General features: G+C 74.2%; 23 protein-coding genes. 10 read left to right on the forward strand and 13 right to left on the reverse strand.

Going from position 1 to position 26,492, the window contains the following annotated elements; genetic code table 11:
* Nucleotides 1-296: 296 nt before the first annotated feature.
* From pucD to ACQKM2_RS34710, 3 genes are read right to left on the reverse strand one after another with little or no spacing between them, the layout of a single operon-like run.
* Nucleotides 297-2,696, reverse strand: coding sequence for a xanthine dehydrogenase subunit D (gene pucD, locus ACQKM2_RS34700; RefSeq protein ID WP_427716928.1), 2,400 nt, complete (start codon nt 2,694-2,696; stop codon nt 297-299).
* A gap of 2 nt (nt 2,697-2,698) precedes the next feature.
* Entirely contained in the window at nt 2,699-3,298 is a 600-nt protein-coding gene (locus tag ACQKM2_RS34705) for a (2Fe-2S)-binding protein (RefSeq protein ID WP_007267275.1), read from the reverse strand.
* Between the two features lie 2 nt (nt 3,299-3,300).
* The gene (locus ACQKM2_RS34710; RefSeq protein ID WP_007267274.1) at nt 3,301-4,194 is read right to left on the reverse strand and encodes an FAD binding domain-containing protein; all 894 of its coding nucleotides are present in this window, start codon (nt 4,192-4,194) and stop codon (nt 3,301-3,303) included.
* 253 nt (nt 4,195-4,447) lie between these two features.
* On the opposite strand from ACQKM2_RS34710, the gene ACQKM2_RS34715 reads away from it, so the two are divergent.
* Both ACQKM2_RS34715 and ACQKM2_RS34720 read left to right on the forward strand, forming a co-directional pair.
* Nucleotides 4,448-6,124, forward strand: a complete 1,677-nt coding sequence (locus tag ACQKM2_RS34715) for a PucR family transcriptional regulator (protein ID WP_427716931.1) — start codon at nt 4,448-4,450, stop codon at nt 6,122-6,124.
* 192 nt (nt 6,125-6,316) lie between these two features.
* Entirely contained in the window at nt 6,317-7,072 is a 756-nt protein-coding gene (locus ACQKM2_RS34720; RefSeq protein WP_185899378.1) for a hypothetical protein, read from the forward strand.
* 224 nt (nt 7,073-7,296) lie between these two features.
* Here the strand turns inward: ACQKM2_RS34720 and ACQKM2_RS34725 are convergent, their stop codons facing one another.
* The gene (locus ACQKM2_RS34725; protein WP_427716932.1) at nt 7,297-7,992 is read right to left on the reverse strand and encodes a GntR family transcriptional regulator; all 696 of its coding nucleotides are present in this window, start codon (nt 7,990-7,992) and stop codon (nt 7,297-7,299) included.
* Nucleotides 7,993-8,123: 131 nt separating this feature from the next.
* On the opposite strand from ACQKM2_RS34725, the gene ACQKM2_RS34730 reads away from it, so the two are divergent.
* Both ACQKM2_RS34730 and ACQKM2_RS34735 read left to right on the forward strand, forming a co-directional pair.
* On the forward strand, nt 8,124-8,969 hold the full coding sequence (locus ACQKM2_RS34730) for a (2Fe-2S)-binding protein (RefSeq protein WP_427716933.1): 846 nt from the start codon (nt 8,124-8,126) through the stop codon (nt 8,967-8,969).
* Between the two features lie 192 nt (nt 8,970-9,161).
* The gene (locus ACQKM2_RS34735; protein WP_427716934.1) at nt 9,162-10,220 is read left to right on the forward strand and encodes a DUF2637 domain-containing protein; all 1,059 of its coding nucleotides are present in this window, start codon (nt 9,162-9,164) and stop codon (nt 10,218-10,220) included.
* A 59-nt stretch (nt 10,221-10,279) separates the two neighbouring features.
* On the opposite strand, the gene ACQKM2_RS34740 is transcribed toward ACQKM2_RS34735, so the two are convergent.
* The 3 genes from ACQKM2_RS34740 to ACQKM2_RS34750 form a co-directional block, all read right to left on the reverse strand.
* Nucleotides 10,280-10,687: an ATP-binding protein gene (locus tag ACQKM2_RS34740; RefSeq protein ID WP_427716953.1), complete on the reverse strand. Its 408-nt coding sequence runs from the start codon at nt 10,685-10,687 to the stop codon at nt 10,280-10,282.
* Nucleotides 10,688-10,870: 183 nt separating this feature from the next.
* Nucleotides 10,871-12,613, reverse strand: a complete 1,743-nt coding sequence (locus ACQKM2_RS34745; protein ID WP_427716936.1) for a pyruvate dehydrogenase — start codon at nt 12,611-12,613, stop codon at nt 10,871-10,873.
* A gap of 66 nt (nt 12,614-12,679) precedes the next feature.
* Nucleotides 12,680-13,990 carry a protein phosphatase 2C domain-containing protein gene (locus tag ACQKM2_RS34750; RefSeq protein ID WP_427716937.1) on the reverse strand — a complete coding sequence of 437 codons (1,311 nt, stop codon included), beginning with the start codon at nt 13,988-13,990 and terminating at the stop codon, nt 12,680-12,682.
* A gap of 233 nt (nt 13,991-14,223) precedes the next feature.
* Between ACQKM2_RS34750 and ACQKM2_RS34755 the strand changes: the two genes are divergently transcribed.
* Nucleotides 14,224-15,183, forward strand: coding sequence for a helix-turn-helix domain-containing protein (locus ACQKM2_RS34755; protein WP_427716939.1), 960 nt, complete (start codon nt 14,224-14,226; stop codon nt 15,181-15,183).
* 24 nt (nt 15,184-15,207) lie between these two features.
* A complete protein-coding gene (locus ACQKM2_RS34760) occupies nt 15,208-15,693 on the forward strand; it encodes a DUF456 domain-containing protein (RefSeq protein ID WP_427716941.1) in 486 nt (161 codons plus the stop codon).
* A 583-nt stretch (nt 15,694-16,276) separates the two neighbouring features.
* Here the strand turns inward: ACQKM2_RS34760 and rsgA are convergent.
* The 4 genes from rsgA to ACQKM2_RS34780 all read right to left on the reverse strand — a co-directional run bounded on the left by rsgA (nt 16,277) and on the right by ACQKM2_RS34780 (nt 19,867).
* Nucleotides 16,277-17,383 carry a ribosome small subunit-dependent GTPase A gene (rsgA, locus tag ACQKM2_RS34765; RefSeq protein WP_427716942.1) on the reverse strand — a complete coding sequence of 369 codons (1,107 nt, stop codon included), beginning with the start codon at nt 17,381-17,383 and terminating at the stop codon, nt 16,277-16,279.
* A 234-nt stretch (nt 17,384-17,617) separates the two neighbouring features.
* Nucleotides 17,618-18,283 carry a response regulator gene (locus ACQKM2_RS34770; RefSeq protein WP_427716944.1) on the reverse strand — a complete coding sequence of 222 codons (666 nt, stop codon included), beginning with the start codon at nt 18,281-18,283 and terminating at the stop codon, nt 17,618-17,620.
* A complete protein-coding gene (locus ACQKM2_RS34775) occupies nt 18,280-19,368 on the reverse strand; it encodes a sensor histidine kinase (protein ID WP_427716945.1) in 1,089 nt (362 codons plus the stop codon). Before ACQKM2_RS34775 ends, ACQKM2_RS34770 begins: the two co-directional genes overlap by 4 nt.
* A gap of 34 nt (nt 19,369-19,402) precedes the next feature.
* Nucleotides 19,403-19,867, reverse strand: a complete 465-nt coding sequence (locus ACQKM2_RS34780) for a DUF1453 domain-containing protein (RefSeq protein WP_427716947.1) — start codon at nt 19,865-19,867, stop codon at nt 19,403-19,405.
* Between the two features lie 230 nt (nt 19,868-20,097).
* Between ACQKM2_RS34780 and ACQKM2_RS34785 the strand changes: the two genes are divergently transcribed.
* The gene (locus ACQKM2_RS34785) at nt 20,098-20,496 is read left to right on the forward strand and encodes a VOC family protein (protein WP_427716948.1); all 399 of its coding nucleotides are present in this window, start codon (nt 20,098-20,100) and stop codon (nt 20,494-20,496) included.
* Here the strand turns inward: ACQKM2_RS34785 and ACQKM2_RS34790 are convergent.
* Both ACQKM2_RS34790 and ACQKM2_RS34795 read right to left on the reverse strand, forming a co-directional pair.
* On the reverse strand, nt 20,430-21,161 hold the full coding sequence (locus ACQKM2_RS34790) for a helix-turn-helix domain-containing protein (protein WP_427716949.1): 732 nt from the start codon (nt 21,159-21,161) through the stop codon (nt 20,430-20,432). The two genes, ACQKM2_RS34785 and ACQKM2_RS34790, sit on opposite strands and share 67 nt — an antisense overlap.
* Nucleotides 21,162-21,188: 27 nt before the next feature.
* The gene (locus ACQKM2_RS34795) at nt 21,189-22,313 is read right to left on the reverse strand and encodes a YihY/virulence factor BrkB family protein (protein WP_427716950.1); all 1,125 of its coding nucleotides are present in this window, start codon (nt 22,311-22,313) and stop codon (nt 21,189-21,191) included.
* Nucleotides 22,314-22,330: 17 nt separating this feature from the next.
* Here ACQKM2_RS34795 and ACQKM2_RS34800 point away from each other — a divergent pair, with 17 nt between their 5' ends.
* The 3 genes from ACQKM2_RS34800 (at nt 22,331) to ACQKM2_RS34810 (ending at nt 26,221) form a co-directional block, all read left to right on the forward strand.
* Nucleotides 22,331-23,986 carry an acyl-CoA dehydrogenase family protein gene (locus ACQKM2_RS34800; RefSeq protein ID WP_427716951.1) on the forward strand — a complete coding sequence of 552 codons (1,656 nt, stop codon included), beginning with the start codon at nt 22,331-22,333 and terminating at the stop codon, nt 23,984-23,986.
* A 400-nt stretch (nt 23,987-24,386) separates the two neighbouring features.
* Nucleotides 24,387-25,652 (forward strand): GAF domain-containing protein, encoded by a 1,266-nt coding sequence (locus tag ACQKM2_RS34805; protein WP_427716955.1) that lies wholly within the window; start codon nt 24,387-24,389, stop codon nt 25,650-25,652.
* Between the two features lie 5 nt (nt 25,653-25,657).
* Nucleotides 25,658-26,221, forward strand: a complete 564-nt coding sequence (locus ACQKM2_RS34810) for a GNAT family N-acetyltransferase (protein WP_427716952.1) — start codon at nt 25,658-25,660, stop codon at nt 26,219-26,221.
* Nucleotides 26,222-26,492: the final 271 nt, after the last annotated feature.

The raw sequence follows: 26,492 nt of genomic DNA on the forward strand, positions 1-26,492 counted from the left end.
CATAAAGATTGGAGACGCGGGATTTGGGAAACTGCGTTGGCTGCACGACCCGGGGTGACGGCCCGAGGCGACGCGAAATGTGCACTGCGTGTACTGCGGGTAGTGCGGGGGTGACCGCTGGTACTACGTGGGGGTTTTGCAGGGGTTCTGCCAAGTGACGGGGACCGCGAGCGGTGCGGTACCGCGTACTTCGTGCTCCGGGCGGTGCGGCGTGAAGTGTGACGTTCCCGAGTCACACCGCCCGGAAATCCGAGGGGTGCGGTCCGGGGGCCTGGCGGCCCCCGGACCACTGCGTCCTAGAGGGTCCCGGTAAGGGCTTCCGGACGGATCGGCGTCTTGTTGAGCTCCAGACCGGTCGCCTGCCGGATCGCCGCGAGGACGGCCGGGGTGGACGAGAGGGTCGGGGCCTCGCCGAGACCGCGAAGGCCGTACGGCGCGTTCGGGTCGGCCAGCTCCAGGACGTCGACCGGGATGGTCGGGGTGTCCAGGATGGTCGGGATCAGGTAGTCCGTGAAGGAGGGGTTGCGCACCTTCGCGGTCTTCGGGTCCACGATGATCTCTTCCATGACGGCCACGCCGAGACCCTGGGTGGTACCACCCTGGATCTGGCCCACCACGGAGAGCATGTTCAGCGCCTTGCCGACGTCCTGGGCGGTCGCCAGCTCGACGACCTTGACGAGGCCGAGCTCGGTGTCCACCTCGACGACCGCGCGGTGCGCGGCGAAGGTGTACTGGACGTGGCCGTCGCCCTGGCCGGTCTTCAGGTCGAACGCGACGGTCGGGCGGTGACGGAACTCGAGTTCGAGGTCGATCGCGTCCTCGCCCTCCAGGATGTCCGCCAGGTCCGCGAGCACCTCGCCGCCGTCGGTGACGACCTTGCCGCCCTCCAGGAGCAGCTCGGCGGTCGCCCACGCCGGGTGGTAGGAGCCGTTCTTGCGGCGGCCGATCTCCAGGACCTTCTCGCGGACGGCCTCGCAGGTGTTCTTCACGGCGCCACCGGTCATGTACGTCTGCCGGGAGGCGGACGTGGAACCGGCGGAGCCGACCTGCGTGTCGGCCGGGTGGATGGTCACCTGCGTGACGCCCAGCTCGGTACGGGCGATCTGCGCGTGGACGGTGACACCGCCCTGGCCGACCTCCGCCATGGCCGTGTGGACCATCGCGACGGGCTGGCCGTTGATGACCTCGAGGCGCACGCGGGCGGTCGAGTAGTCGTCGAAGCCCTCGGAGAAGCCGACGTTCTTGATGCCGACCGCGTAGCCGACGCCGCGGACGACGCCCTCACCGTGGGTGGTGTTGGAGAGGCCGCCGGGCAGCGCGCGGACGTCCGCGCTCTCGCCGGCGGTCTCCCACTGGCGCTCCGGCGGCAGCGGGCGGGCCTTGACCCGGCGCAGCAGCTCGGCGACCGGGGCCGGGGAGTCCACGACCTGGCCGGTGGGCATGATCGTGCCCATCTCCATGGCGTTCAGCTGGCGGAACTCGACCGGGTCCATGCCCAGCTTCGCCGCGAGCTTGTCCATCTGGGCCTCGTACGCGAAGCAGGCCTGGACGGCGCCGAAGCCGCGCATCGCGCCGCAGGGCGGGTTGTTCGTGTAGAGCGCGATCGCCTCGATGTCCACGTCGTCGATGACGTACGGGCCCACCGAGAGGGAGGACGCGTTGCCGACGACGGCCGGGGAGGCCGACGCGTAGGCACCGCCGTCGAGCACGATCTTGCACTTCATGTGCGTGATCTTGCCGTCCTTGGTGGCGCCGTGCTCGTACCAGAGCTTCGCCGGGTGGCGGTGCACGTGGCCGAAGAAGGACTCGAAGCGGTTGTAGACGATCTTGACCGGCTTGTTCGTGGCCAGGGCCAGGAGGCAGGCGTGGATCTGCATCGAGATGTCCTCGCGGCCGCCGAAGGCACCGCCGACGCCCGAGAGCGTCATGCGGACCTTCTCCGGCGGCAGGCCCAGGACCGGGGCGATCTGCTGGAGGTCCGAGTGCAGCCACTGGGTGGCGACGTAGAGGTCGACACCGCCGTCCTCGGAGGGCACGGCGAGACCGGACTCCGGACCGAGGAAGGCCTGGTCCTGCATGCCGAAGGTGTACTCGCCCTCGACGATCACGTCGGCCCGCTTGCGGGCCTCCTCCACGTTGCCGCGGATGATCGGCTGGCGGTGCACGATGTTCGGGTGCGGGACGTGACCGGAGTGGTGGTCGTCGCGGCCCTCGTGGATCAGCGGCGCGTCGGGGGCGAGGGCGGATGCCTCGTCCGTGACGAGCGGCAGCTCCTTGTAGTCGATCTTGATCTTGGCGGCCGCGCGGCGGGCGGTCTCCGGGTGGTCGGCGGCCACGAGGGCGACCGGCTCACCGTGGTGGCGTACCCGGCCGTTGGCCAGGACGGGGGTGTCCTGGATCTCCAGGCCGTAGTTCTTCATCTCGGCCGGCAGGTCGTCGTACGTCAGCACCGAGTAGACGCCCGGCATGGCCAGGGCCTCGGAGATGTCGATGGAGACGATCTCGGCGTGGGCGACGGTGCTGCGCAGGGTCTGGCCCCACAGCATGTCCTCGTGCCACATGTCCGAGGAGTACGCGAACTCGCCGGTGACCTTGAGGGTGCCGTCCGGGCGGAGCGTGGACTCGCCGATGCCGCCCTTGGTGTGGTTCTGGGTGACGTTCTTCGGCGTGCCGACGGTGCGGGTGTCCTGAGCCATGATCAGACCGCCTCTCCCTGACGGGCGGCCGCGAGGCGGACCGCGTCGAGGATCTTCTCGTAGCCCGTGCAGCGGCAGAGGTTGCCGGACAGGGCCTCACGGATGTCCTGGTCGGACGGGTCGGCGTTCTGCTCCAGGAGAGCGTCGGCCTGGACCAGCAGACCCGGGGTGCAGAAACCGCACTGGACCGCGCCGGCGTCGATGAACGCCTGCTGGATGTTGGAGAGCTCGCCGCCCTCACCGGTCTGGGAGTCGGTGCCCTTGGCGGACCACTGCTTGGCCTCGTCCGTGGAGACGCCCTTGCCGCCGCCGCACGCGCCGGTGCCGCAGGCGTGGCCGTGCTCGTCGCGCTGCTTGGCGAAGTCCGCCAGGCCCTCGACGGTCACGACGTCGCGGCCCTCGACCTGGCCGGCCGCGACCAGGCAGGAACAGACCGGCACGCCGTCGAGGCGGACGGTGCAGGAACCGCACTCGCCCTGCTCACAGGCGTTCTTCGAGCCGGGCAGGCCCAGGCGCTCACGCAGGACGTAGAGGAGGGACTCGCCCTCCCAGACGTCGTCGGCTTCCTGCGGACGGCCGTTGACAGTGAAATTGACGCGCATGGTTACGCAGCCCCTTCAAGCGAGCGGCCGTTGGTGCCGCGGTACTGCTCCCAGGTCCAGACGAGCTGGCGGCGAGCAAGGATGCCGACCGCGTGGCGGCGGTACTTCGCCGTGCCGCGGACGTCGTCGATCGGGTTGCACGAGGCGGACGCGAGCTCACCGAACTGCTTGGCGATCGACGGGGTGATGACCTTGCCGTTGTCCCAGAAACCGCCCTCTTCGAGCGCGGCGTTCAGGAACTCCTCGGCGGCCTTGGCCCGGATCGGGGTCGGGGCCGCCGAGGCGATGCCCGTACGCACGGTGCGGGTGTCGGGGTGCAGCGCGATGCCGAAGCCGCAGACGGCGATGACCATCGCGTTGCGGGTGCCGACCTTGGAGTACTGCTGCGGGCCCGTGGCGTTCTTGATGTGGACCGTCTTGATGAGCTCGTCGGCGGCGAGCGCGTTGCGCTTCACGCCGGTGTAGAACTCGTCGATCGGGATCAGGCGGGAGCCGCGCACCGACTCGACCTCGACGTGGCAGTCGGCGGCGAGCAGGGCGGGGTGGGAGTCACCGGCGGGCGAGGCGCAACCGAGGTTGCCGCCGACGCCGCCGCGGTTGCGGATCTGCGGGGACGCGACCGTGTGCGAGGCGAGCGCGAGACCCGGCAGCGTCGCGCGCAGGTTCTCCATGATCTGGGTGTACGGGACGGAGGCGCCGAGCTTGGTGACCTCCTCGCCGACCTCCCACTCCCGCAGCAGTTCGATGCGGTTGAGGTCCAGGAGGTATTCCGGACGGCGGTGGTCGAAGTTGATCTCGACCATGATGTCGGTGCCACCCGCAATCGGCACAGCTGTGGGGTACTCGGCCTTGGCGGCGAGTGCCTCCTCCCAGCTGGCGGGGCGAAGGAAGTCCATGTGCGGCTCTCTTCTTCTTAATCGGGTCGTTCACTTCAAGCCAGGAGGCCGAAGGCCCTCGACTGGTCGTTCACGTGCTGTTAACGCGGTGTGGAGCCAGTACACAAGCCCGGTGTCCCTCGGGTGCAGTCACCGAAACCATGAAGGAGTTGGCTGGCGGCCTCCTTCGTCTTGTAGATTCGTATGAAAGGCAGGATGCGACGACCTGCCCGATTTCCAACGGCAACATTCGAGACAGATCGGCGGCGACATCATGCGGCTGCGCGCACTGCTGGAAACCGAGGCGCTGGGGCTGCGGCTGCTGGGCGGCGAGGAAGAACTCGACCGGACGGTCCGCGGGGTCATGACGACCGACCTGAGGGATCCCAGCCGATACCTGACCGGGGGAGAACTTGTCCTCACGGGCCTGGCATGGCGAAGAAATTCAGCCGACTCCGAGCCATTCGTACGAATCCTCGCGAGTGCGGGGGTGGCGGGCCTCGCGGCCGGCGAAGCGGAACTGGGCGACATCCCGGACGATCTGGTTTCGGCCTGCGTGCGAAACCGGCTGCCGCTCTTCGCGGTGAACGAGGACGTTGCATTCGCCACCATCACGGAATACGTGGTGCGGCAGGTCTCCGGGGAGCGCGCGGGCGACCTCGCGGCGGTCGTGGACCGCCACCGGCGTCTGATGACCTCGGGTCCCGCGGGCGGCGGACCCGATGTGGTGCTGGATCTGCTCACCACGGACCTCGATCTGCGGGCCTGGGTGCTCTCCCCCACCGGCCGGCAGATCGCCGGAGCGGGCGAGCCGCTGGCGCCGGGGATCTGCGCGACGCTGGCGAGCGAACACCTCGCGGCGGTCCGGACGGGCCGCAGGGGCCCGCACCGGCTGTCCATCCAGGGTATTACCTACTCCCTCTTCCCGATCAGGGGACATGGTCGCGGCCCTGGTCAGGCCACCCGCGACGTACGCGAGAGCGTGCTGTCGGACTGGCTGCTGGCCGTCGAGGCGGACGCGGGCGACTGGCCCGCCGAGCGACTGGACCTGCTCCAGGGCGTCACCCAGCTGATCGCGGTCGAGCGGGACCGCCGCGACGCGGCCCGCACGGTGCGCCGCCGGCTGGCGCAGGAGGTGCTGGAGCTGGTCCAGACGGGCGCCCCGCCCGCCGAGATCGCCGCCCGCCTGCGGGTGGCGGCCCCGGTGCTGCTGCCCGGACTGGGCGCGGCCCCGCACTGGCAGGTCGTGGTGGCGCGGGTGGACTGGGAGGGCGGGGACATCCCCGGCGGCCCGGTGGCCCAGTCGCTGCTGGAGGAGATCCTGGTCGACCCGTCGATGTCCGGACCGGAGCCGTCCGACCGGATCGCGGTGGCCCACGCCGGCGACGAGGCCATCGCGCTGGTGCCGCTGCCCGCGCTCTCCGGCGACGCCGGGGAGGACAAGGGCCCGGACTCCGCCCTGCACGCCGACGCGCTCCTGGCGGCCGTACGGGAGCCGCTGGCGGCCGGCCTGGCCGACGACGGCCGGCTCACCCTCGGCGTCAGCGCGGCCGTGCACTCCGCCGAGGGGCTGCGCGGGGCGCTGGAGGAGGCCCGGCACGCCCGCCGGGTCGCCGCCGCCCGTCCCGGCCGGGTCTGCGCGGCCGGCCACCACGAGCTGGCCTCGCACGTCCTGCTGCTGCCGTTCGTGCCGGACGACGTCCGCCGCGCCTTCACGGCCCGGCTGCTGGACCCGCTGCGGGACTACGACCGCCGGCACCGCGCGGAGCTCATCCCGACCCTGGAGGCGTTCCTGGACTGCGACGGCTCCTGGACCCGCTGCGCGACCCGGCTGCACCTGCACGTCAACACGCTGCGCTACCGGGTCGGGCGAATCGAGCAGCTGACGGCGCGCGACCTTTCGCGCCTGGAGGACAAGCTGGACTTCTTCCTGGCACTGCGCATGAGCTGACCCCCGGGCCCTCCCATCTGCGCACTCCCCACGAAGGGGCCGGGCAGGGGCGGCTGACGAGCCGTCCGGACTTTGTGAAAGAGTTCACCCGACCCCTTGGCCGAGGCAGCCGATCCGTGCTCTCATTTCGCCCCAGGGCTCAACGACGTGCTGCTTGGTTGCTTCGGGGAGGGCAATGTGGCGGATACCGCCATGTCCGGTGCGGGATCAACGGGGGGCGACGACCCCCTCCAGCGGGCGATATGGCGGCTGCGCTCGCGCGGCTGTTGGACGGACGCGGCGGCCCTGCTGACGCCGCACGCGCACGACGCGGGGGCGGCGGTGCAGCGCACCGCGCTCCTGGTGGAACGGTGCCTGTTCACCGGCCAGGGCTGGTCGGACGCGGAGGACGCGCTGCGGGCGGCCGAGGCCGTGGCCCGGGACGACGACGAACGGGGCGCGGCGGCCTGCGAGCGGGGCCAGCTGGCGTACGCGGCGACCGTGCTCGGGGTACGGGACCGCGCCGACGAGGCCCGCTCGGCACTGGGCCGCGCGGCGGCGCTGCTGTCCCCGGGGTCGCGGACGCGCCCGCTGCTGGACTTCCGGCGGGGCCTGGTGGCCGAGCACCTGGCGGACGCCCCGCAGGCGGCCCGGCCGGCGTACCACCGCGCGCACGCGGGGGCGGTGACGCACGGGGACACCCTGCTGCTGTCGTTCACCTGGCGGCACCTGGCCGCGCTGGCGCTGCGGGACGGCGAGGTCGCCGAGGCGCGCAAGGGCTTCGCGGAGTCCCTGCGGATCCGGGAGGACCTGGGCTTCCTGGTCGGCACCGCGCCGGCGCTGGCGGCCCTGGCGGAGGTCGAACCGGAACCGGAAGCCGCCCGGCTCCGCGCGGAGGCCCGCCGCCTGTTCCACCTCCTGGGCGGCATCCCGACCTGGCTCGCGGACCAACTGGCCCCGGCCGCGTAACCCTGCGGGGCTGGTCCCCTACCCTCCCCCAGACTCCGTCCGGGGGGACCCCCACTTCCACCGTTCCCAGGGGCTCCGCCCCTGACCCCGGTCCTCAAACGCCGGACGGGCTATAGACAGCCCCGCCGGCGTTTGAGGCGCGGGGTCCGGGGCGGAGCCCCGGTGAGCGGGAGAGGGGCGGGTAGGGGACCAGCCCCGCGCAGCGGGACCCCCGGCGGGAGCGGCTAGGAGCCCGCGAAGTGCGCGCGCACGAGCCGCTCCACGGCCGCGAGGTCCTGCGCGGCCAGCGCGTCCAGCAGGGCCGAGTGCTCCGCCGCGTCGGCGACCAGGTCACCCCGCCGCACCCGCGGAGCACCCGGCAGGGGCCACTGCGCGCGCCGGTGCAGCTCCTCGGCGATCCGCGCCAGCTGCCCGTTGCCCGACAGCGAGAGCACCGCCCGGTGGAAGGCCCGGTCGGCGTCCGCGTACCGCGGCAGGTCCCCCTCGGCGGCCGCCTCCGCCGCGGCCTCGGCGGCCGGCCGCAGGGACTCCCAGGTCGCGGCCGGCACCGACCGGGCCAGCCGCAGCATCACCGGCACCTCGATCAGCGCCCGGACCTCGGACAGCTCCGCCTGGCTGCGCCGGGTGCGGGTCAGCACGCGGAAGCCCCGGTTGGGCAGGCACTCCACCGCCCCCTCCAGCGCCAGCTGCTGCATCGCCTCCCGGACCGGGGTCGCGGAGACCCCGAACCGCTCGCCGAGCGCGGGGCCCGAGTAGATCTCCCCCGGCACCAGCTCCCCGTCCACGAGGGCGGCGCGCAGCGCGTCCAGGACCTGCCCGCGCACGGAGTGCCGCAGCACCTTCTGCGGCGGGATCAGGGGCTCCCCCGCCGCGCACTCCGACTCCGCCTCCGACACCGGGGCGTGGGCCGCTCCGTTCACTCGGTCCTCCTCCGGGTCTCGACCGGTTCCGAGGATAGGCGGAACTCGGGCGTCCCCGGGCTCCCCACACCCCCCGAGATCAGCTAAGGTAAGGCTTACCTTTCCTCACGACGCGTGATTCGGTGGTCCGCATGCTCCTGTCCGCACCCGCCCCGGCCGGCTCTCCGGTGGCCCGTGCGTACGAGCGCCTGGCGGACGCCTACCCCGGCCTGCGGGCCGAGGAGCGCGGCGCGCACGAACCCCTCCCTCGCGGTGTGGGCTGGGTCGGCGCGCACGAGCTCGCGGCGGGCGGGGCGGCCCTGGACGCCCACCTCGCGTGGGACGAGGCCCAGGTGCTGCGGGACTACGGGCGCCGGGCGCGGCCCGACGTGGTGGCCGGGTTCGGCCTCCACCGGTACGCCTGGCCGGCCTGCCTGCTGATCACCGTCCCGTGGTTCCTGGAGCGCCGGGTGCCCCGGCTGCCCGTGGACCGGGTGGCCTTCCACCGGACCCGCGGGCTGATGTCCGTACGCGTGGAGGAGTTCGCCTGCCTGCCGGACGACCCGGCGGCCTCCCTCCCCGGGGCGCGGGTCGTCCCGGGCGAGGAGGCCCTGCGCGAGGAGGTGCGGGCGGCGGTGGCCCAGCACCTCGGACCGCTGCTGGAAGGTTTCGGCACGCGGATGCGGCGCGGCCGCCGCGCCCTGTGGGCGATGGCCGCCGACGAGGTCGTCGAGGGGCTCTGGTACCTGGGGAGCCTGCTCGGCGAGGAGCGGCGGGCCGTGCGCGAGCTGGAGCTGCTGCTGCCGGGCGCCCTCGCCCCGTACACCGGAGCCGCCGGCTTCCGCGCCCTTCCCGGCCCCGGCGGGGCGGAACTGACCACCCGGGACCGGGCGAGCTGCTGCTTCTTCTACACGATCCGGCCGGAGGACACCTGTACGACCTGCCCGCGCACCTGCGACGCGGACCGCGTCACCCGGCTCACGGCGGCCGACGGCTGAACCCACCCGTGCGGATGAAGTGGATTCGAACTCAACTCGACTCGTACGAGCGCCAGTTCGACCCACAACACCCTATCCGACGGGACCCGCCCCCCGATGGCGTCCACTTGCCCCGAAACCCACGTGCACCACTGACCGGCTGCGCCACTATGGCGCCCGGAAAGCCGCATACGCGAGGCAAGGGACATCCGCATGAGACTGACCGACATATCGCTGGACTGGCTGCTGCCCGGCAGCCTGTTGATCCTGGGCGTGCTTGCGGCAGTGGCGGTGGTGGCCCGGGGCAAGCGTGAGGGCGAGAAGGCGACGGCCGACGACAGCTGGGAACGCAGCGAGGAGCGCCGGCGCCGCAAGGAGGCCGTCTACGGCACCGCCTCGTACGTCCTGCTGTTCTGCTGCGCTGCGGTGGCCGCCGCGCTCTCCTTCCACGGGCTCGTCGGCTTCGGCCGGCAGAACCTCAACCTCTCCGGGGGCTGGGAGTACCTGGTCCCGTTCGGCCTCGACGGCGCCGCCATGTTCTGCTCGGTGCTCGCCGTCCGCGAGGCCAGCCACGGCGACGCGGCCCTCGGCTCCCGCATGCTGGTCTGGCTCTTCGCCGGGGCGGCGGCCTGGTTCAACTGGGTCCACGCGCCCCGGGGCACGGGCCACGACGGCGCCCCGCAGTTCTTCGCCGGGATGTCGCTCTCGGCGGCGGTGCTCTTCGACCGGGCCCTCAAGCAGACCCGCCGCGCGGCCCTGCGCGAGCAGGGCCTGATCCCGCGCCCGCTGCCGCAGATCCGCATGGTCCGCTGGCTGCGGGCCCCCCGGGAGACCTTCGGCGCCTGGTCGCTGATGCTCCTGGAGGGGGTGCGGACCCTCGACGAGGCCGTGGACGAGGTGCGCGAGGACAAGAAGGAACGCGAGCAGGACCGGCACCGCAGGCGGGAACAGCACCGCCTCGACCGCGCCCGCATCAAGGCGCTGGGCCGGCAGCACAGGGCGTTCGGGCGGGCCCGGGCGCGTCAGGTCGACCTGCCGGGGCTGACCCCCGGGACGGGCTCCGCGCCGGTCGGCGCGGAGCCGGCCATATCGGAAGCGGGACAGCTGCCCCTGCGAAAAAGGCCCTCTCTGCAGGCCGTGAACGGAACCGAATCCCCTGATCCGTCCGGGCCCCGGACGGTGGACCTCACCGCCGAGGACGACACCCAGACGATCCCCCGGCTCGACTCCCTGGAGCGCAAACTGAAGGACCTGGAACAGCAGTTCGGCTGACCGGACCGCACGGGCACGGAGGCGGGGCACCCCCCTGGGGGCGCCCCGCCCGCGCACGCTCAGGCCAGGGCCGCGCCCGCGGCCCCCGCCGCGGCCGGGGTCCCGAGCTCGAACCAGACGACCTTGCCGGACCCCATCGCGAGCGGATCCACGCCCCAGGCGTCGGCCAGCGCCTGCACCAGCACCAGCCCGCGGCCGTGCGTACCGTCGTCGGCGGACGGTACGTGCGGCCGGGGCAGGCGGGCGGCGTGGTCGCGGACCTCGACCCTGAGCCGGCCGGCCCGGACGGTCGCGGACACCTCGGCGCCCTGGTCGGTGTGGACGAGGGCGTTGGTGACCACCTCGGTGATCAGCAGCTCCGCCACCTCGGCCGTCTCGCCCCGACAGCGGTGGCGCACCAGCTCCCGCAGGGCCCGGCGGACCTCGCCCACCGCCTTCAGGTCGGCCCGGCGCACGCTCCGCGCCATCTCGGCGCGGTCCTGCCCGTCGCCCGCCGACGGCTCCCGCGCCACCGGCCGCTCGGTCCTCCACGTCTTCCCGGTCCTCGCCCCCACCCGCACGGCGACATACCTCCCCGTATTGCGCTGCCCGTGGTCTCGAACAGGTCTACGGAATGCATGCCCCCGGCGACGGTCCGCACTCCTTCGCGCTCAAGGCCTGGGCACGTTGCGTAGGTTGGATCGAGCCATCTGGATCATCCGGCCGACCCCGCCGTCCAGGACGATCTTGCTGGCGGACAGTGCAAATCCGGTCACCATCTCGGCACTGATCTTCGGAGGAATCGACAGGGCGTTGGGGTCCGTCACCACGTCCACCAGAGCCGGCCCCTTGTGCCGGAGAGCGTCCCGCAAAGCGGCCGTGAGCTGCTTGGGCTTCTCGACCCGGACCCCGTAGGCGCCCGCCGCGCGGGCGATCGCGGCGAAGTCCGGGTTCCGGTTCGTCGTTCCGTACGACGGGAGGCCGGAAACCAGCATTTCCAACTCCACCATCCCCAGGGAGGAGTTGTCGAAGAGAATCACTTTGACGGGTAGGTCGTACTGCACCAGGGTGAGGAAATCTCCCATCAGCATCGAGAAACCGCCGTCACCGGACATCGACACCACTTGACGGCTCCGGTCCGTGAACTGTGCGCCGATGGCCTGCGGGAGGGCGTTGGCCATGGAGCCGTGGCTGAAGGAGCCGATGATGCGCCGCTTGCCGTTCGGGGAAAGATAGCGCGCCGCCCATACGTTGCACATGCCCGTGTCGACGGTGAACACCGCGTCTTCGTCGGCGAGTTCGTCGAGGACGGACGCCACGTACTCGGGGTGGATCGGCGTGTGCTTCTCCACCTTGCGCGTGTACGCCTTCACCACCCCCTCCAGCGCGTCCGCATGCTTCTTCAGCATCCGGTCCAGGAAGCGGCGGTCCTCCTTCGGCCGCACCCGCGTGTTCAGCGCGCGCAGGGTCTCCCGTACGTCCCCCCACACCGCGAGGTCCAACTGCGAGCGGCGGCCCAGGTGTTCGGGCCGGATGTCCACCTGGACGATCTTCACGTCGTCCGGCAGGAAGGCGTTGTACGGGAAGTCCGTGCCGAGCAGCACCAGCAGGTCGCACTCGTGCGTGGCCTCGTAGGCGGCGCCGTACCCCAGCAGGCCGCTCATGCCGACGTCGTACGGGTTGTCGTACTGGATCCACTCCTTGCCGCGCAGGGCGTGCCCGACCGGGGCCTTCACCCGGCCGGCGAACTCCATCACCTCGGCGTGCGCGCCCGCGGTGCCGCTGCCGCAGAAGAGCGTGACCCGGTCGGCCTCGTCGATCAGCCGGACCAGCTTCTCGATCTCCCCGTCGCCGGGCCGTACGGTCGGCCGGGCCGTCACCAGGGCGTGCTGGACGGCCTTCTCCGGGGCGGGCTGGGCGGCGATGTCGCCGGGCAGCGCGACGACGCTGACGCCGCCGCGGCCGATGGCGTGCTGGACGGCGCTCTGCAGCAGCCGGGGCATCTGCGCCGGGTTGGAGATCAGCTCGCTGTAGTGGCTGCACTCGCGGAACAGCTGGTCGGGGTGGGTCTCCTGGAAGTAGCCGAGCCCGATCTCGCCGGAGGGGATGTGCGAGGCGAGGGCCAGGACGGGGGCCATGGAACGGTGCGCGTCGTACAGGCCGTTGATCAGGTGGAGGTTGCCGGGGCCACAGGAGCCCGCGCAGGCGGCGAGCCGCCCGGTGATCTGGGCCTCGGCGCCCGCCGCGAACGCGGCCGTCTCCTCGTGCCGGACCTGGATCCACTCGATGCCGCCGGTGCGGCGGATCGCGTCGACGACCGGGTTCAGGCTGTCGCCGACGACCCCGTACATCCGGCGCACGCCCGCGCGCACGAGGATGTCCGTGAACTGCTCCGCCACGTTCTGCCTGGCCATGGATGGACGCCCTCTCCGGTTCCCCGCGAGCCGTGTGCGTCTTCCATCCACGCACGTCCCGTGCGGTTACGCCTCCCAGAGCGCGGCGGCCGTCCGGTCGTCGGCATAGCCCTTGAGGCGGAGCTGGGTGTCGGCGAGGAACGCCGCCAGGCCCGGCGGCTCCCCCTGCGACCATCGGGCGGCGAGCTCCGCCGGGAGCAGGCCCTCCTCCCGCATGGGCTCCGCGAGGCCGCCGGAGCAGAGCAGCAGGGTGTCACCCCGGCGGGCCACGGAGGCGCGGAACCGGAAGCCGGTGCCGCCGGGCGTGCCGCCGTCCTCCTCCAGGTCGCGCCAGCGGCCCCCGCGCAGCCGGAAGACCCCGCCGGCGCCGGCGCCGAAGCAGATCCGGTTGGGGCAGTCCGGGTCCAGCGGCAGCAGGAGCCCGCGCAGCCCCGCGGTGTACGCCTCCTCGGCGAGCCCGAGCTCGGCGGCGCGGGCCCGCAGCCGCCCGTAGCCCCGGTCGGTGAGGCGCTGCAGCCCCGACAGCAGGGCCTCCCGCCGGCCCGCCCGGATGTCGTCGGCGAGCCGCTCCCGGCTGCGCCCGACGGCCGCCGCGACGAGGTGGCCCAGCTCGGCGGCGGCCTCCCGGGCGCCGGGGGCGGCCCGGTCCCCGCCGGCCAGCACCACCAGCACCAGGGCCTCGTCGCCGCTGCCGAAGCGGGCCGTGAGCAGGAAGTCCCGCCGGGCCTCGCCCCGGTAGCGGGCGGAGTCCCCCCGCAGGGAGGCGGCCCGCAGGGTGTACGTGCCGTAGCGGGCGCCCTCCAGGACGGTGTCCGGGGTCAGGAAGTCCAGCGCGGCCGGGTCCGCGGCGGGCAGCGCCCCCGGCTCGGCGGCGTAGGTGGGGGCGCGGTCGCCGAGGTACCGCACCGCGGGCCGCCCGGGCGGCGGCGGGGCGGCCGCCTCCCCCGGAGCCTGCGCCGGAGCGGGCGGCACGGCCAGGTCCCCCTGTGCGTACCCGGTCTCCCCGGCCACCCGCGGGTCCGGCGGGGCGGGGGGAGCGGGCGGCTGCGGTGGTTCCGGCGGCTGCGGCTGCGGCGGGGCGGCGGCCCGGTACCCGGGCGGTGGCGGCGGTACGGCCATCCCGGCGGGCGCCTCCCGGCGCGGACCGGGCAGGGACGGCTGCCCGGACGGGGCCGGCTCGGGCGGGGCCTGGCCGGGCGGGGCCTCGCCGACCGGGGCCTCGCCGACCGGGGCCGGATCCGTCACCAGGACCACCGACGCCGAGCGGAAGCGCTGGTCCAGGGTGTCCCCCGGGTCCGGGGCCGGGTCGTGGGCGGGGCCCGCGTCGGGGTCCTCGTACAGCTTCTGCCACCAGTCCTGCGCGTCCTGCTGACTCATGCCCCCATTCTGGGCGCGACCGGGCGGCGGAAAACCCCGAATCCGGGAAAAGGCCCCACCGGGCCGCCACCCCGCGCACCCGCCCCGCACCACCCGCACATACGGGCGGAATCAGTACACCGGATCGACTGCTCTCCCGGCCTGGGCGGCACCTCCTTGGCGGACGGGCGGGGGATGCGGCGAAGATGTCGCCGGGAACGGGGAACGGCACCGGGAAGTGGGGGGTGGACGGGTTGCTGGGAGCGATAGGCCTGGACGAGGGCCAGGAGACGGCGTACCGGGCGCTGGTGGCACTGGGCGCGGCGGAGGTGCCCGACCTGGCACACCGGCTGACGCTGCCGGTACCGCAGACGGAGCGGGCGCTGCGGCACCTGGAACGCCACGGGCTGGCGGCCCGCTCCCCGGCCCATCCGGGCCGCTGGGTGGCGGCCCCGCCGGACGCCGCCCTCGGAGCCCTGCTGGCCCGGCAGCGGGACGAACTGGAACGGGCGGAGCGGGCCGCGACGCTGCTGGCCCTGGAGTACCGAGCGGAGGCCGCCGAACCGGCGGTGCACGACCTGGTGGAGGTGGTGACGGGCGCCAGCGCCGTGGCCCGCCGCTTCCAGCAGCTCCGGCTGGGCGCCACGCGGGAGGTATGCGCGCTGGTGTCCGCCCCGGAAGGGGACGGCGGGGACCGGGCGGCGGCCGTCCGGGGCGTCGCGTACCGGGTGGTCATCGAGCGCGAGCTGCTCACCCTGCCCACCGGTGTGCGGGAGGCCTCCAGCGCGCTGGCCCGCGGCGCACGGATCCGGGTGTCGCCGGCGGTCCCCACCAGACTCCTGATCGCGGACGGCAGCCTCGCCATGGTCCCGCTGACGGCCCCCGGCGCGGAGCCCGCGGCCCTGGTGGTGCACGCGTCGGGCCTGCTCGAATCGCTGCGGGGCCTCTTCGAGGCGGTGTGGCGGGAGTCCCTCCCGCTGCGGCTGGGCGTCACCGGCCACCCCGAGGAGGGCGACGGCGGCCCCGACACCACCGACCTGGAGATCCTCTCCCTGCTGCTGGCGGGGATGACGGACGCGAGCGTGGCCAAGCACCTGGAACTGGGCCTGCGGACGGTGCAGCGGCGCGTGAAGGGGCTGATGGAGCTGACGGGCGTGACGACCCGGCTCCAGCTGGGCTGGCACGCGTACGAACGGGGCTGGGTGGCCCGATAGCCCGGGTTCGGTCACGCTGGCCGCATGGATCTGCCGCAGCTGCTCCTGGTGGGGCTGGTGCTGCTGCTCGGGGTACTGGGGGTCCTGGTTCCGGGGGTGCCGGGGACCTTGCTGGTCTGGGCCGGGCTGCTGTGGTGGTCCCTGCACGAGCGGTCCGCGGCGGCGTGGGCGGTGCTCGTCGCCTCGACGGCCCTGCTGCTGGTGGTGCAGGTGGTGAAGTGGCAGCTGCCGCCGAGGCGGCTGCGGGGCGTCGGCGTCACCCGCCGGATGGCGGCGTACGCGGGCGCGGGCGCGGTGGCGGGCTTCGTCCTGCTGCCGGTGGTGGGGGCGGTGCCGGGGTTCGTGGGCGGCGTCTACCTGTGCGAGCGGCGTCGGCTGGGGACGCACGGGGAGGCGTGGGCGTCGGTCCGGGCGGTGATGCGGGCGGTGGGGACGAGTGTGCTGGTGGAGCTGCTCGCCTGCCTTTCGGTGACGGCGGCGTGGCTCGGCACGGTGCTGTCCGGTCCCTGACGCGCCGCACGCCTTCTTCACGCGCCGCTCGCGCGGCTCGGCGCCGGGGCGCCTCCCCGGCTTCGCGCCGCTGCGCCGGACTCCGTCCGTCGGGTGTCGGGCGGGGCCGGTTCGGGTGGCTCGTGCCGGTGGGTCAGGTGCGGACGGTGTGCCGCTGCGCGGAGCTTGGCCCCTCCCCGCCCTTCACCCGTTCTCGCCTCAAGCGCCGGCGCGGCTGAAAGACCCCGGGGCTCCGCGCCCGGTGCGCTCAAACTCCCCCAGCTACCGCTGGGAGGTACCCCCAGCGCGGGCTGGAAGTGCGCTGCGCGCACTCCAGCCCGCCGGGCGGCACGTACGTTCCAGGCTCAGCCAAATCCAGCCCCGCCGGCGTTTGAGGCGCGGGTCCGGGCGGAGCCCGGGGAACGGTGGAAGGGGGGGTAGGGGACCGGCCCCGCGCAGCGGCACACCCCGCCCGGCACCGCGACCCGGCACGACGCGCCCCCGCCCTGGTCGGGGCAGGGGCCGGTACCGCGCCGCGCCGGCAGCGGCCGGCCCCGAGCCCGGGGCCCGGCAGGGCAAGCGGGCCTGCCGGGGCCGGCCGCGGTCAGCGGCCGCGCTTGGCCGCGTAGTTCGCGCGGCCCACCGCCGACTTCATCCGCCAGTCCCGCGCGAGCTCCGCCCGCAGCCGGGCGTCCGTCTTAGCGACGATCCGCTGGTTCTCGCGCAGCAGCTTCCGGTAGCTGTCCAGGCGGCGCTCCGGGAGCGCCCCCTCGGCCACCGCCGCCAGCACCGCGCACCCCGGCTCCGACTCGTGCGCGCAGTCGTGGAAGCGGCACTGGGCGGCGTACTCCTCGATCTCCGAGAACACCTGCCCCACCCCCGCCTCCGCGTCGAAGAGCCCGACGCCGCGCAGCCCGGGGGTGTCGATGAGGACGCCCCCGCCCGGCAGGGCGAGCAGGTTGCGGGTGGTGGTGGTGTGGCGGCCCTTGCCGTCGACCTCGCGCGTCTCCTGGACGTCCATGACCTCCGCGCCGAGCAGCGCGTTCGCCAGCGTGGACTTGCCCGCGCCGGAGATGCCGAGCAGCACGCTCGTGCCGTCGGCGACGACCGCGGCGAGCACGTCGGTGCCCTCCCCGGTGTGGGAGGAGACGGTGAGGACCTGTACGCCCGGGGCGGCGGTCTCCACGTCCTGGACGAGGTACGCCAGGGCGGCCGGGTCCGGGACGAGGTCCGCCTTGGTCAGGACGACCAGCGGCTGCGCCCCCGACTCCCAGGCCAGCGCGAGGAACCGCTCGATGCGGCCGAGGTCGAGCTCGACGGCGAGCGAGACCGCGATGACGGCGTGGTCGACGTTGGCGGCGAGGATCTGCCCCTCGGACCGCTGCGAGGAGGTGGACCGTACGAAGGCGGTCCGGCGCGGCAGGTACGCCTTCACGTAGCGCGGGTTGCCGGCTGTCTCGACGGCGGCCCAGTCGCCCGTGCAGATGACCCGGAGCGGGTCGTGGGGGGTGACGAACGCGGTGTCGGCGCGGATCACGCCGTCCTCGGTCATCACGTCGCACTGTCCCCGGTCGACCCGCACGACGCGGCCCGGGACGAGTCCCTGGGCGGCGTACGGGGCGAACTCGGCGGCCCAGGCCTCGTCCCAGCCGTAGGCGGCGAGGGAGGTGGAGGAGGACTGGGAGGAGAACGAAGAAGAGAGGGAAGTCAAGGGGGACCCTTCACAGGGTGGCCCCGGCAGCGCCCGCTCGGCGGCGGTGCGAAGGATGTGAGGTCAGCCGGAGACCACAGGGGCGGAAACGATGACGAACTCCTGAATGCGGGCAGTGCCCGTCTCCGTGACAGTCATCAATGTCCTCACCTCCTGCTTCCTGCCGGCGTCGTTCTGCCGTTCGTCCGGAACCCTAGCCCGCCCCGGACGGCGGCACCACCGAATTAATCCGCGTCATTCCGCGAGGCCGTTGCGGTAGGCGTAGCGGACGGCCTGGGCGCGGTCGCGGACGCCCGTCTTGGCGAAGAGGTTGTTGATGTGCGTCTTGACCGTGGACTCGCCGATGGTGAGCCGCCGGGCGATCTCGGAGTTGGAGTGCCCTGCGGCGATCAGGGTGAGCACCTCGCCCTCACGGACCGTCAGGCCGTCGGGCAGGCCCGTGCGCGGGCCCGGCGGCGGCTCCGTGGCGACGGCGGCGGCCAGCAGGCGTTCCTGCGCCGCCGGCCCCAGGCCGGTCGCGCCGTCCCGTACGGCCGTGAGCGCGCGGGCGATCTCCTGCGCGTCGGCGTCCTTGGTGAGGTAGCCGCGGGCCCCGGCCCTGAGGGCGGCGAGCACGGACTCGTCGTCGCTGTAGGTGGTGAGGACGACGACCCCGGTGCCGGGGTGCTTGCCGGTGATCAGCCGGGTGGCCTCCACCCCGTCCATGCGGGGCATGCGCAGGTCCATCAGCACCACGTCGGGGGCGTGTTCGGCGACGAGCCGGACCGCTTCGGCGCCGTCCGCGGCGGAGGCGACCACCTCGGTGCCGGGGAGCAGGCCGAGGAGGAGCACCAGGCCCTCCCGTACGACGGTCTGGTCGTCGACCACGAGCACGCGGATCGGGGGGCGGGTGTCGGTCACGGTGACAGGGGTCCTTCCAGCCGGACGCGGAAGCCGGTGCCGTACGGCCCGGCGTCGAGGGCGGCTCCGATGAGTTCGGCCCGTTCGGCCATGCCGACGAGCCCGTACCCGCCGCCGGAGGCGGTGTGGGGGCCCGGGCCGGTGCCCCCGGAGTCGGTGACGCACAGTTCCCAGCGGTCCGCCGGGTAGGAGAGGGTGATCACGACGTCGGCCCCGGCGGCGTGCCGGCGGGCGTTGGTCAGGGCCTCCTGGGCGGTGCGGACGACCGCCAGGGCGGCCTCGGGCGGGAGCGGGCGCGGGCCCGGGGTGACGGTGAGGGCGCACGCGGAGCCGGTCGTACGGGAGTACTCCTCGGCCAGGCCGGCGAGGGCCTCCTGGGGGGCGGGGACGTCGCCGCGCAGCACGGCGACGGCGCGGCGGGTCTCCTCCAGGCCGCCCTTGGCGAGGGCGCGGGCCCGCTCGACGAGGGCGCCGGCCTCCTCGTAGCGTCCGGCGGCGAGGGTCAGGCGGGCGCTCTCCAGGTGGATGAGCTGGGCGGAGAGGGAGTGCGCGAGGATGTCGTGGACCTCGCGGGCCACGTGGGCGCGTTCGGCCAGGACGGCGCGTTCGCGTTCGGCCTCCTCGGCGGCGCGGCGGGCCCGGCCGGCGCGGACGTAGGCGTACATGCCGCAGAGGCCGACGACGTTCCACAGTTCGACGGGGTCCCGGTCGCGCAGCAGGGTGACGGCGGCGACGGCGGCCGCGCCGCAGCCGAGGAGGACGGCGGCGACGGCGGTGCCGTGGCGGGCGGCCGCGAATCCGCAGGCGGCGAAGACGAGGACGACCCACGGGGTGCCGGGTGCCAGCAGGCCGGTCGCGCAGGCGGCGGCGAGCGCCGCACCCAGGGCGGCCGCGCCGGCGGGGGTGCGGTCGAGGGCGGTGAGCCCGAGGACGATCAGGCCGAGCCCGGCGAGCCCGCAGGCGAGGGCGGCGGCGCCGGGCGGCGGGGTGAGCAGGCCGTGCAGGAACCAGCCGAGGAGCGCTACCTGCACGGCGACCCTGATGTGGGTGGTCGTGACCTGGGGCAACGGGCGTGGCATCGGCATCCGGCCCACTCTAGGCCGTGGGGCGGCGTGTGGATCATGCCGGCAGCGGGACTCGGCGGGCCCGGGCGGCCAGGACCAGGCCCTGGGCGAGGATCCAGGCGGCGAGGGTCAGCAGCAGCGCCCCGGTGTGCGGGGCTATGCCGCCGGCGCGGCCGAGCAGGGCCAGGCCGGCGCGGGTGGCGAGGGAGAGCACGAACAGCCCGAGGACGACCCGGTTTCCCTTGGCCCAGAGGGTCCCGTCGGGCTCCCGCCAGACGGTCATGGCGCGGCCCATGAGGAGGCCGAGCCCGAAGGCCACCCCGGTCTCGGCGGCGAGCAGCAGGACGGCCGCCACGGGGTGCCGGGGCTCGACCAGCCCACCGCCGGCCACGGCGAAGAAGGCCAGCGCGGCGGGCAGTATCCAGAGGCGCTCCTGCTCCTTGACGGGCCGCCCGGTGAACCGGCGGACCACGACCAGGGCGATGACGAGGGCGGTGACGAGAAGGCGTGCGGCATCCATGCGTTCCACGCTAGGAGCGGGCGGGGCGGCTGTGATCGGCGCCGGGGTGGATCCCGGGTGGACCTCCCCCCTCCACCCAGGGGTGGACCCCGCCGACCCACCGGTCCCCGGGTCGGGGCGCCGGGCCGGGGCGGGGGGCGGGGGGGCTCCCGGGCCGCCTGGCCTTGGGCGGGCGGGCGGTGTCCGTTTCGTTCAAGACCGCCGGGTGGCCGCGCGCCTAGCCTGCGGGCATGACTCCACGACTCGACATGATCGGCCTGGTCGTCTCCGACATGGCCGCCTCGCTCGCCTTCTACCGCCGGCTCGGCCTGGACGTCCCGGCCGGTGCCGAGGAGCAGCCGCACGTCGAGGCCGTGCTGCCCGGCGGGCTGCGGATCGGCTGGGACACCGAGGAGACCGTCCGGTCCTTCGACCCGTCCTGGACCCCGCAGAGCGGCGGGCAGCGCCGGGAGCTCGCTTTTCTGTGCGAGTCCCCCGCGGAGGTGGACGCGCTGTACGCGGAACTGACGGGCGCCGGGTACGCGGGGCACCTGAAGCCCTGGGACGCCTTCTGGGGCCAGCGCTACGCGGTGGTGCTCGACCCGGACGGCTGCGGGGTCTCGCTGTTCGCGCCGGCCGACGCCGTGTAGGCCCCGAGGGTGGTCCCGGCGAGCGCGCGCACCTCGCGGGCCAGGTGCGCCTGGTCGGCGTACCCGGCGGCGCAGGCCACCTCGGCCTGCGGCAGCCCGCGCCGGGCCAGGGCCAGTGCCCGCTGGAGGCGCAGGACGCGGCCCAGGGTTCGGGGGCCGTACCCGAAGGCGTCGAGGGAGCGCCGGCGCAGCTGGCGTTCGCCGAGCCCGACGGCCCGGGCGATCTCGGCGACGGGCTGTCCGGCGCGGAGCCGGGCCGTCACCTCGGCGGGGAGCGGGTCGGGCGGGCCGGCGGCGGCGAGGCGGCTCCGGGCCAGGTCTTCGAGGGCCGCGCGCGGGTCCGCGTACGCGGCGGTGCGCCCGGTGAGGCGGCGCACCTCGCGGCCGGGCCACAGGTCGGCCAGGGCGACGCGCCGGTCGAGCAGTTCACGGGCCGGTACGCCGAGGAGCGCGGGTGCGGTGCCGGGGGCGAGGCGGATTCCGGCGAAGGCGCGGCCGGGGACCTCCCCGGCGGGGTGCGGGCCGGTGTCGGGGCCGGCGACCAGCAGCCGGCCGTCGATCCAGAGCAGGTCCATGCACCCGTCGGGCAGCACGACCCCGCCGGGCCCTGCGGCCCGCCAGAGCACGGCTCCGGGTACGGCCCGGGACGGCGTCTCCTCGTACACACCGCCACCGTAGGCCGTGGCCGCCGGTCAGTGCTTGCGCAGGCGGGAGGTGTAGTCGTCGGGCGGCAGGAAGTTCGACCAGCGTTCGGGGAACTCGGAGGGCATCCCGGCGTCCTCGTCGTCCTCGGACTCCCCCTCGGCGAGGGCCCGCCAGGCGGCGGCGCGGGCGACGAGCTGGGCGGCCTCGGCCTCGCGGACCCGTTCGTTGGCCTCGCGCGCGGCGGCCGTGGCCACCGAGGGCCAGACCCGGTCGATCGCGGCGTTGACGGCGGCGCCGACGAGCACCGCGAAGGCCGAGATGCCGATCCACAGCAGGATCGCGACGGGCGCGGCCAGCGACCCGTAGATGGTCGGGCCCTCCACCGTGTTGGTCAGGTAGATCCGCAGCAGGAACGATCCGAGCACCCACATCGCGAGCGCGACGAGCGCGCCGGGCACGTCCTCGATCCACGGCGAGCGGACGGGGACGGAGACGTGGTAGAGCGTCGTCAGGAAGGCGATGGAGAGCAGGGTGACCACCGGCCAGTACAGGACGGCGATCACCTCGGTGCTCCAGGGCACCAGGCGGACGACGGCGTCGGGTCCGACGACCATCAGCGGCAGCACGATCGCGCCGATCAGCAGGGCGATCACGTAGAGGAGGAAGGCGAGCAGCCGCGTCTTGACGATGCCCCGCTGCCCGTCGAGCCCGTACATGACGGTGATGGTGTCGATGAAGACGTTGACGGCGCGGGAGCCGGACCACAGGGCGAAGGCGAAGCCGAGGGAGATCAGGTCGGGGCGGCCGCGGCTGGTGACGTCGTCGAGCATGGGTCTGGCGATGTCGTTGACGCCGCGGTCGGACAGGACGGTGCCGACCGCGCCCAGGATGTTCTCCTCGATGCTGGCCACGGACTGGGTGTTGGTCCAGCCGTCCACGTAGCCGAGGAGGCCGAGCAGGCCGAGGAAGAGCGGGGGCAGGGAGAGCAGGGTGAAGAAGGCGGCTTCGGCGGCGAGGCCGAGGATCCGGTACTCGATGCACGAGTTGACGGTGTCTTTGAGGAGCAGCCAGCCCATCTTGCGCTTGGAGACGTTGCGGTAGAGGGCGCGGGCCCGGTGGAGCCTGCCCGGGCGTACCGGGGTCCCCTCGGGTGTTTCTTTTGCTGGCTGCACGTCCTTACGGTATCCGCATGGCAGCCACCACCCACACAGTCAGCAACCAGGCCCCGCCGCTCGTCGGGTACGAGGTCTACCTCGGCGACCGCGCCCTCAGCGAGGGCGTGGAGCGGCACCTCGCCGACGCGGCGCCCGAACTCCGGGACGAGGTACGGGGGGAGCTCACCGCTCTCGGGCGCGCCGCGGGTTCGTCGCAGGCCCAGCGGTGGGGCCGGGAGGCGAACGAGAACCCGCCGGTGCTGCGGACGCACGACCGCTACGGGAACCGGATCGACGAGGTGGAGTTCCATCCGTCGTGGCACCGGCTGCTCGGGCACGCGGTCGGCGCCGGGCTGACGGACGCCTGGGGGCGTCCGGCCGGGCACCTGCGTCGGGCGGCGGGCTTCTTCCTGTGGTCGCAGGCCGAGGCGGGGCACGGCTGCCCGGTGTCGATGACGCACGCGGCGGTGCCGGCGCTGCGGGCCGATCCGGAGCTGGCGGCGGAGTGGGAGCCGCGGCTGACCTCGCACGTGTACGAGGAGGGGCTGCGGCCGGCCGGGCAGAAGGCCGGGGTGCTCTTCGGGATGGGCATGACGGAGAAGCAGGGGGGCAGCGACGTACGGGCGAACACGACGGCCGCGGCTCCGCTGGACGCGTCCGGGGAGTACGTGCTGACCGGGCACAAGTGGTTCTGCTCGGCGCCGATGTCGGACGGGTTCCTGGTGCTGGCGCAGGCAGCCCCCTCGGGGAGGAACAGCCTGACCTGCTTCCTGGTGCCGCGGGTGCTGCCGGACGGGACGCGGAACGCGTTCGCGATCCAGCGGTTGAAGGACAAGCTGGGCAACAAGTCGAACGCGTCGGGGGAGATCGAGTTCTCCGGGACGTGGGCGCGGCGGGTGGGCGAGGAGGGCCGGGGGGTGCGGACCATCATCGAGATGGTCGCGGCGACCCGGCTGGACTGCGTGATCGGTTCGGCCTCGCTGATGCGGCAGGCGCTGACGCAGGCCGTTCACCACGCGGAGCACCGCTCTGCTTTCGGAGCGCCGCTCATCGACCAGCCGCTGATGCGCAACGTCCTGGCGGACCTCGCCCTGGAGTCGGAGGCCGCCACCGTCCTGACGCTGCGCCTCGCGGCCGCGTACGACTCCGGCACCGACCAGGAGCGGGCCTTCCTGCGCCTCGCGGTGCCCGCCGCGAAGTACTGGGTGACCAAGCGGTGTACGCCGATGGTGGCGGAGGCCCTGGAGTGTCTGGGCGGCAACGGCTACGTCGAGGAGTCCGGACTGCCCAGACTGCTGCGCGAATCCCCGGTGAACTCCATCTGGGAGGGCTCGGGCAACGTCCAGTCCCTGGACGTGCTGCGCGCGCTCCAGCGCGAACCCCAGGCCCTGAACGCGTTCCTCCAGGAGATCGGGCAGGCCAGGGGCGCGGACCACCGGCTGGACGCGGCGATCAAGAACCTGCTGACGGAGCTGGCCGACCTGGACGGGATCGAGGCCCGGGCCCGCCGGGTGGTGGAGCGGATGGCCCTGGTGCTGCAGGGTTCGCTGCTGGTCCGCTGGGCCCCGCCGGAGGTGGCGGACGCGTTCTGCGCGTCCCGGCTCGGCGGTGACTGGGGGGCGGCCTTCGGCACGCTGCCGCACGGCCTCGACCTGGCCCCAGTGGTGGCACGGGCGCGGATCGCGGGCTGACGGCGGTCCCCAAACCACCGTGCTCCCTGGCCGCGGTGGTCCCCAAACCATTGCGCGGCCGACGGAGCGGTCAGCGCCGGATCCGAGCCCGTGGAGGTGGGACCCGGGGTGGCGCCGCGCCGACTCGGCACCACCCCTGATCCAAGAGCCCCGAGGAAGGAGCTGTCACGCCGCTCGGCGGCGTGCCGATAGTTTCGGTCGGGTGACCGGGGGTTGGCGAGGGTTGCATACCGTTGCAACCCTGCATTCCTTACGGCTCGGAATTCGCCCGCCGCATGTGCCCGGGAAGTACGCGCGTGCGCCACGGGGGGCGGCTTGCGCAGTACGTCCTGTTCAGCACGGGGAGGTTCCGGTGGCCAACACCGCAGGCAGCACGGTCGACGTGGCGCGCATCTCGGCCATGGACGCGCGGGAGGCGACACGGCTGCTGAAGGGGGTGCGGGCCGCGGCACTGGCCGGGGACCGCCCGCCGGCCGCCCCCCGCCCCGAGATCGCCGAGTCCTGGCGGCGGATGCTCGCCGGCGGGGTGCACCCCGACCGGGACGCCCGCTCGCGGATGCTGTCCGCCGCCGAGACGGAGGAGCGCCGGCAGGTCTCGCCGCTGCGGGAGGTCCTGCCGGTGCTGCGCGAGGGGCTGCTGCCCGCGCTGGACGAGGCCCTGCACATCATGGTCGTCGCCGACGCCGACGGGCGGCTGCTGTGGCGGGAGGGGCACCGGTCGATCCTGCGCAAGGCGGACCGGCTGGGCTTCACGGTGGGGGCCGACTGGGACGAGGCCGTGGTCGGCACGAACGGGGTGGGCACCGCCCTGGTGACGCGGCGGCCGGTCCAGGTGTTCTCGGCGGAGCACTTCGTCTCCAGCCACCACGACTGGACCTGCGCGGGGGCGCCCGTGCACGACCCGAGGGACGGCCGGCTGCTGGGCGTGGTCGACGTCAGCGGGCCGCTGGACACCATGCACCCGGCCACCCTGGCCTGGGTGAGCGCCGTGGCCCGGCTCGCCGAGCGGGAGCTGCGGGTGCGGCACCTGGAGTCCCTGGAGCGGCTGCGGGCCGTGGCGGCCCCGCTGCTGGCCCGGCTGCCCGGGCGCGCCGCGGTCGTGGACCCGCACGGCTGGACCGCGGCGGTGACGGGGCTGGCCCCCGCCGACCGGGTCGCCCTGCCGAAGGGGCTGGGCCCCGGCCCGGTGTGGGTCGCGCAGCTGGGCGACTGCGTCGCGGAGCCGCTGCCCGGCGGCTGGCTGCTGCGGCTGGCCGAGGCTCGGGGCGCCGCGCCGGCGGTGAGCCGGGTGGTGCTGGACCTGAGCCGGCCCCGGTCCTGGTCGGCGACCGTGTACGGGGCCGCCGGCAGCTGGTCCCAGGAGCTGAGCCCGCGCCACGCGGAGCTGCTGTTCCTGCTGGCGGAGACCCCGCGGGGTCGGTCGGCGGCGGAGCTGGCCGCCGAGCTGTTCGGGGACCCGACGCGGACGGTGACGGTCCGCGCCGAGCTGTCCCGGGTGCGCAGGCACCTGGCCGGGGTGCTGACGCACCGGCCGTACCGCTTCGCGGAGGACGTGGAGGTGGAGCTGATCCGCCCGGCGGACCCGGGCCGGCTGCTGCCCCACTCCACCGCCCCGGCCGTGATCAGGGCCCGCCTGGGACGCGGCGGGGCGCCCGTGGTTCCCTGAACGGCATGAGCACCATCACACTCACCACCTGGTCCCTGGAGATGACCTCCCCGGCGGACCTCGTTCCGGCGGCCGTGCCGGGCCCTGAGATCACCATCACCCGCGCGGAGGTCCCGTCCCCGGAGCTGAGCCGCTTCCTGTACGCGTCGGTGGGCGGTGACATCCACTGGACGGACCGGCTGTCGCTGACCCGCGCGCAGTGGGTGGAGCTGCTGGAGCGGCCGGGGGTGGAGACGTGGGTCGCGTACGACCGCGGCACCCCGGCGGGCTACGTCGAGCTGGACCCGCAGCCCGACGGCGTGGTGGAGATCATGTACTTCGGGCTCCTCCCGGACTTCCGGGGCCGCCGCATCGGAGGCCACCTGCTGGCGTTCGGCACGGCCCGCGCCTGGGACCTCGCGTCCCGCTGGCCGGACCGCGAGCCGACCCGCCGGGTGTGGGTCCACACGTGCAGCCAGGACGGCCCGACGGCGATGGACAACTACCGGCGCCGCGGCTTCAAGGTCTTCAAGACGGAAACGGAACCGAAGGAAGAATCCCCGACCCCGGGCCCCTGGCCCGGAGCGTAGCCCCTGGCCGGGGGGTTTGCGGGTGAGCGGCGTCGCCCTGGCCGGGGGGGGCCGGACCGCGCGTCCTCCCGGACACTGGGCCGTCACCCCGGGCCGGGGCCCTGCCGGGCGGGGTGCGGGCGGGGTCGCCACCCCCGGATCGGCGTGTCGGGTGCGGGTGGGTTGTCCGCTGCGCGGGCTGCTCCCCGCCCCGCCCTTCGCCCGTTCCCCGGGGGCTCCGCCCCCGGACCCCCGCGCCTCAAACGCCGGCGGGGCTGATTTCAGCCTCGCC

Source organism: Streptomyces sp. NPDC004126 (assembly GCF_050275515.1).
Lineage (GTDB): Bacteria > Actinomycetota > Actinomycetes > Streptomycetales > Streptomycetaceae > Streptomyces.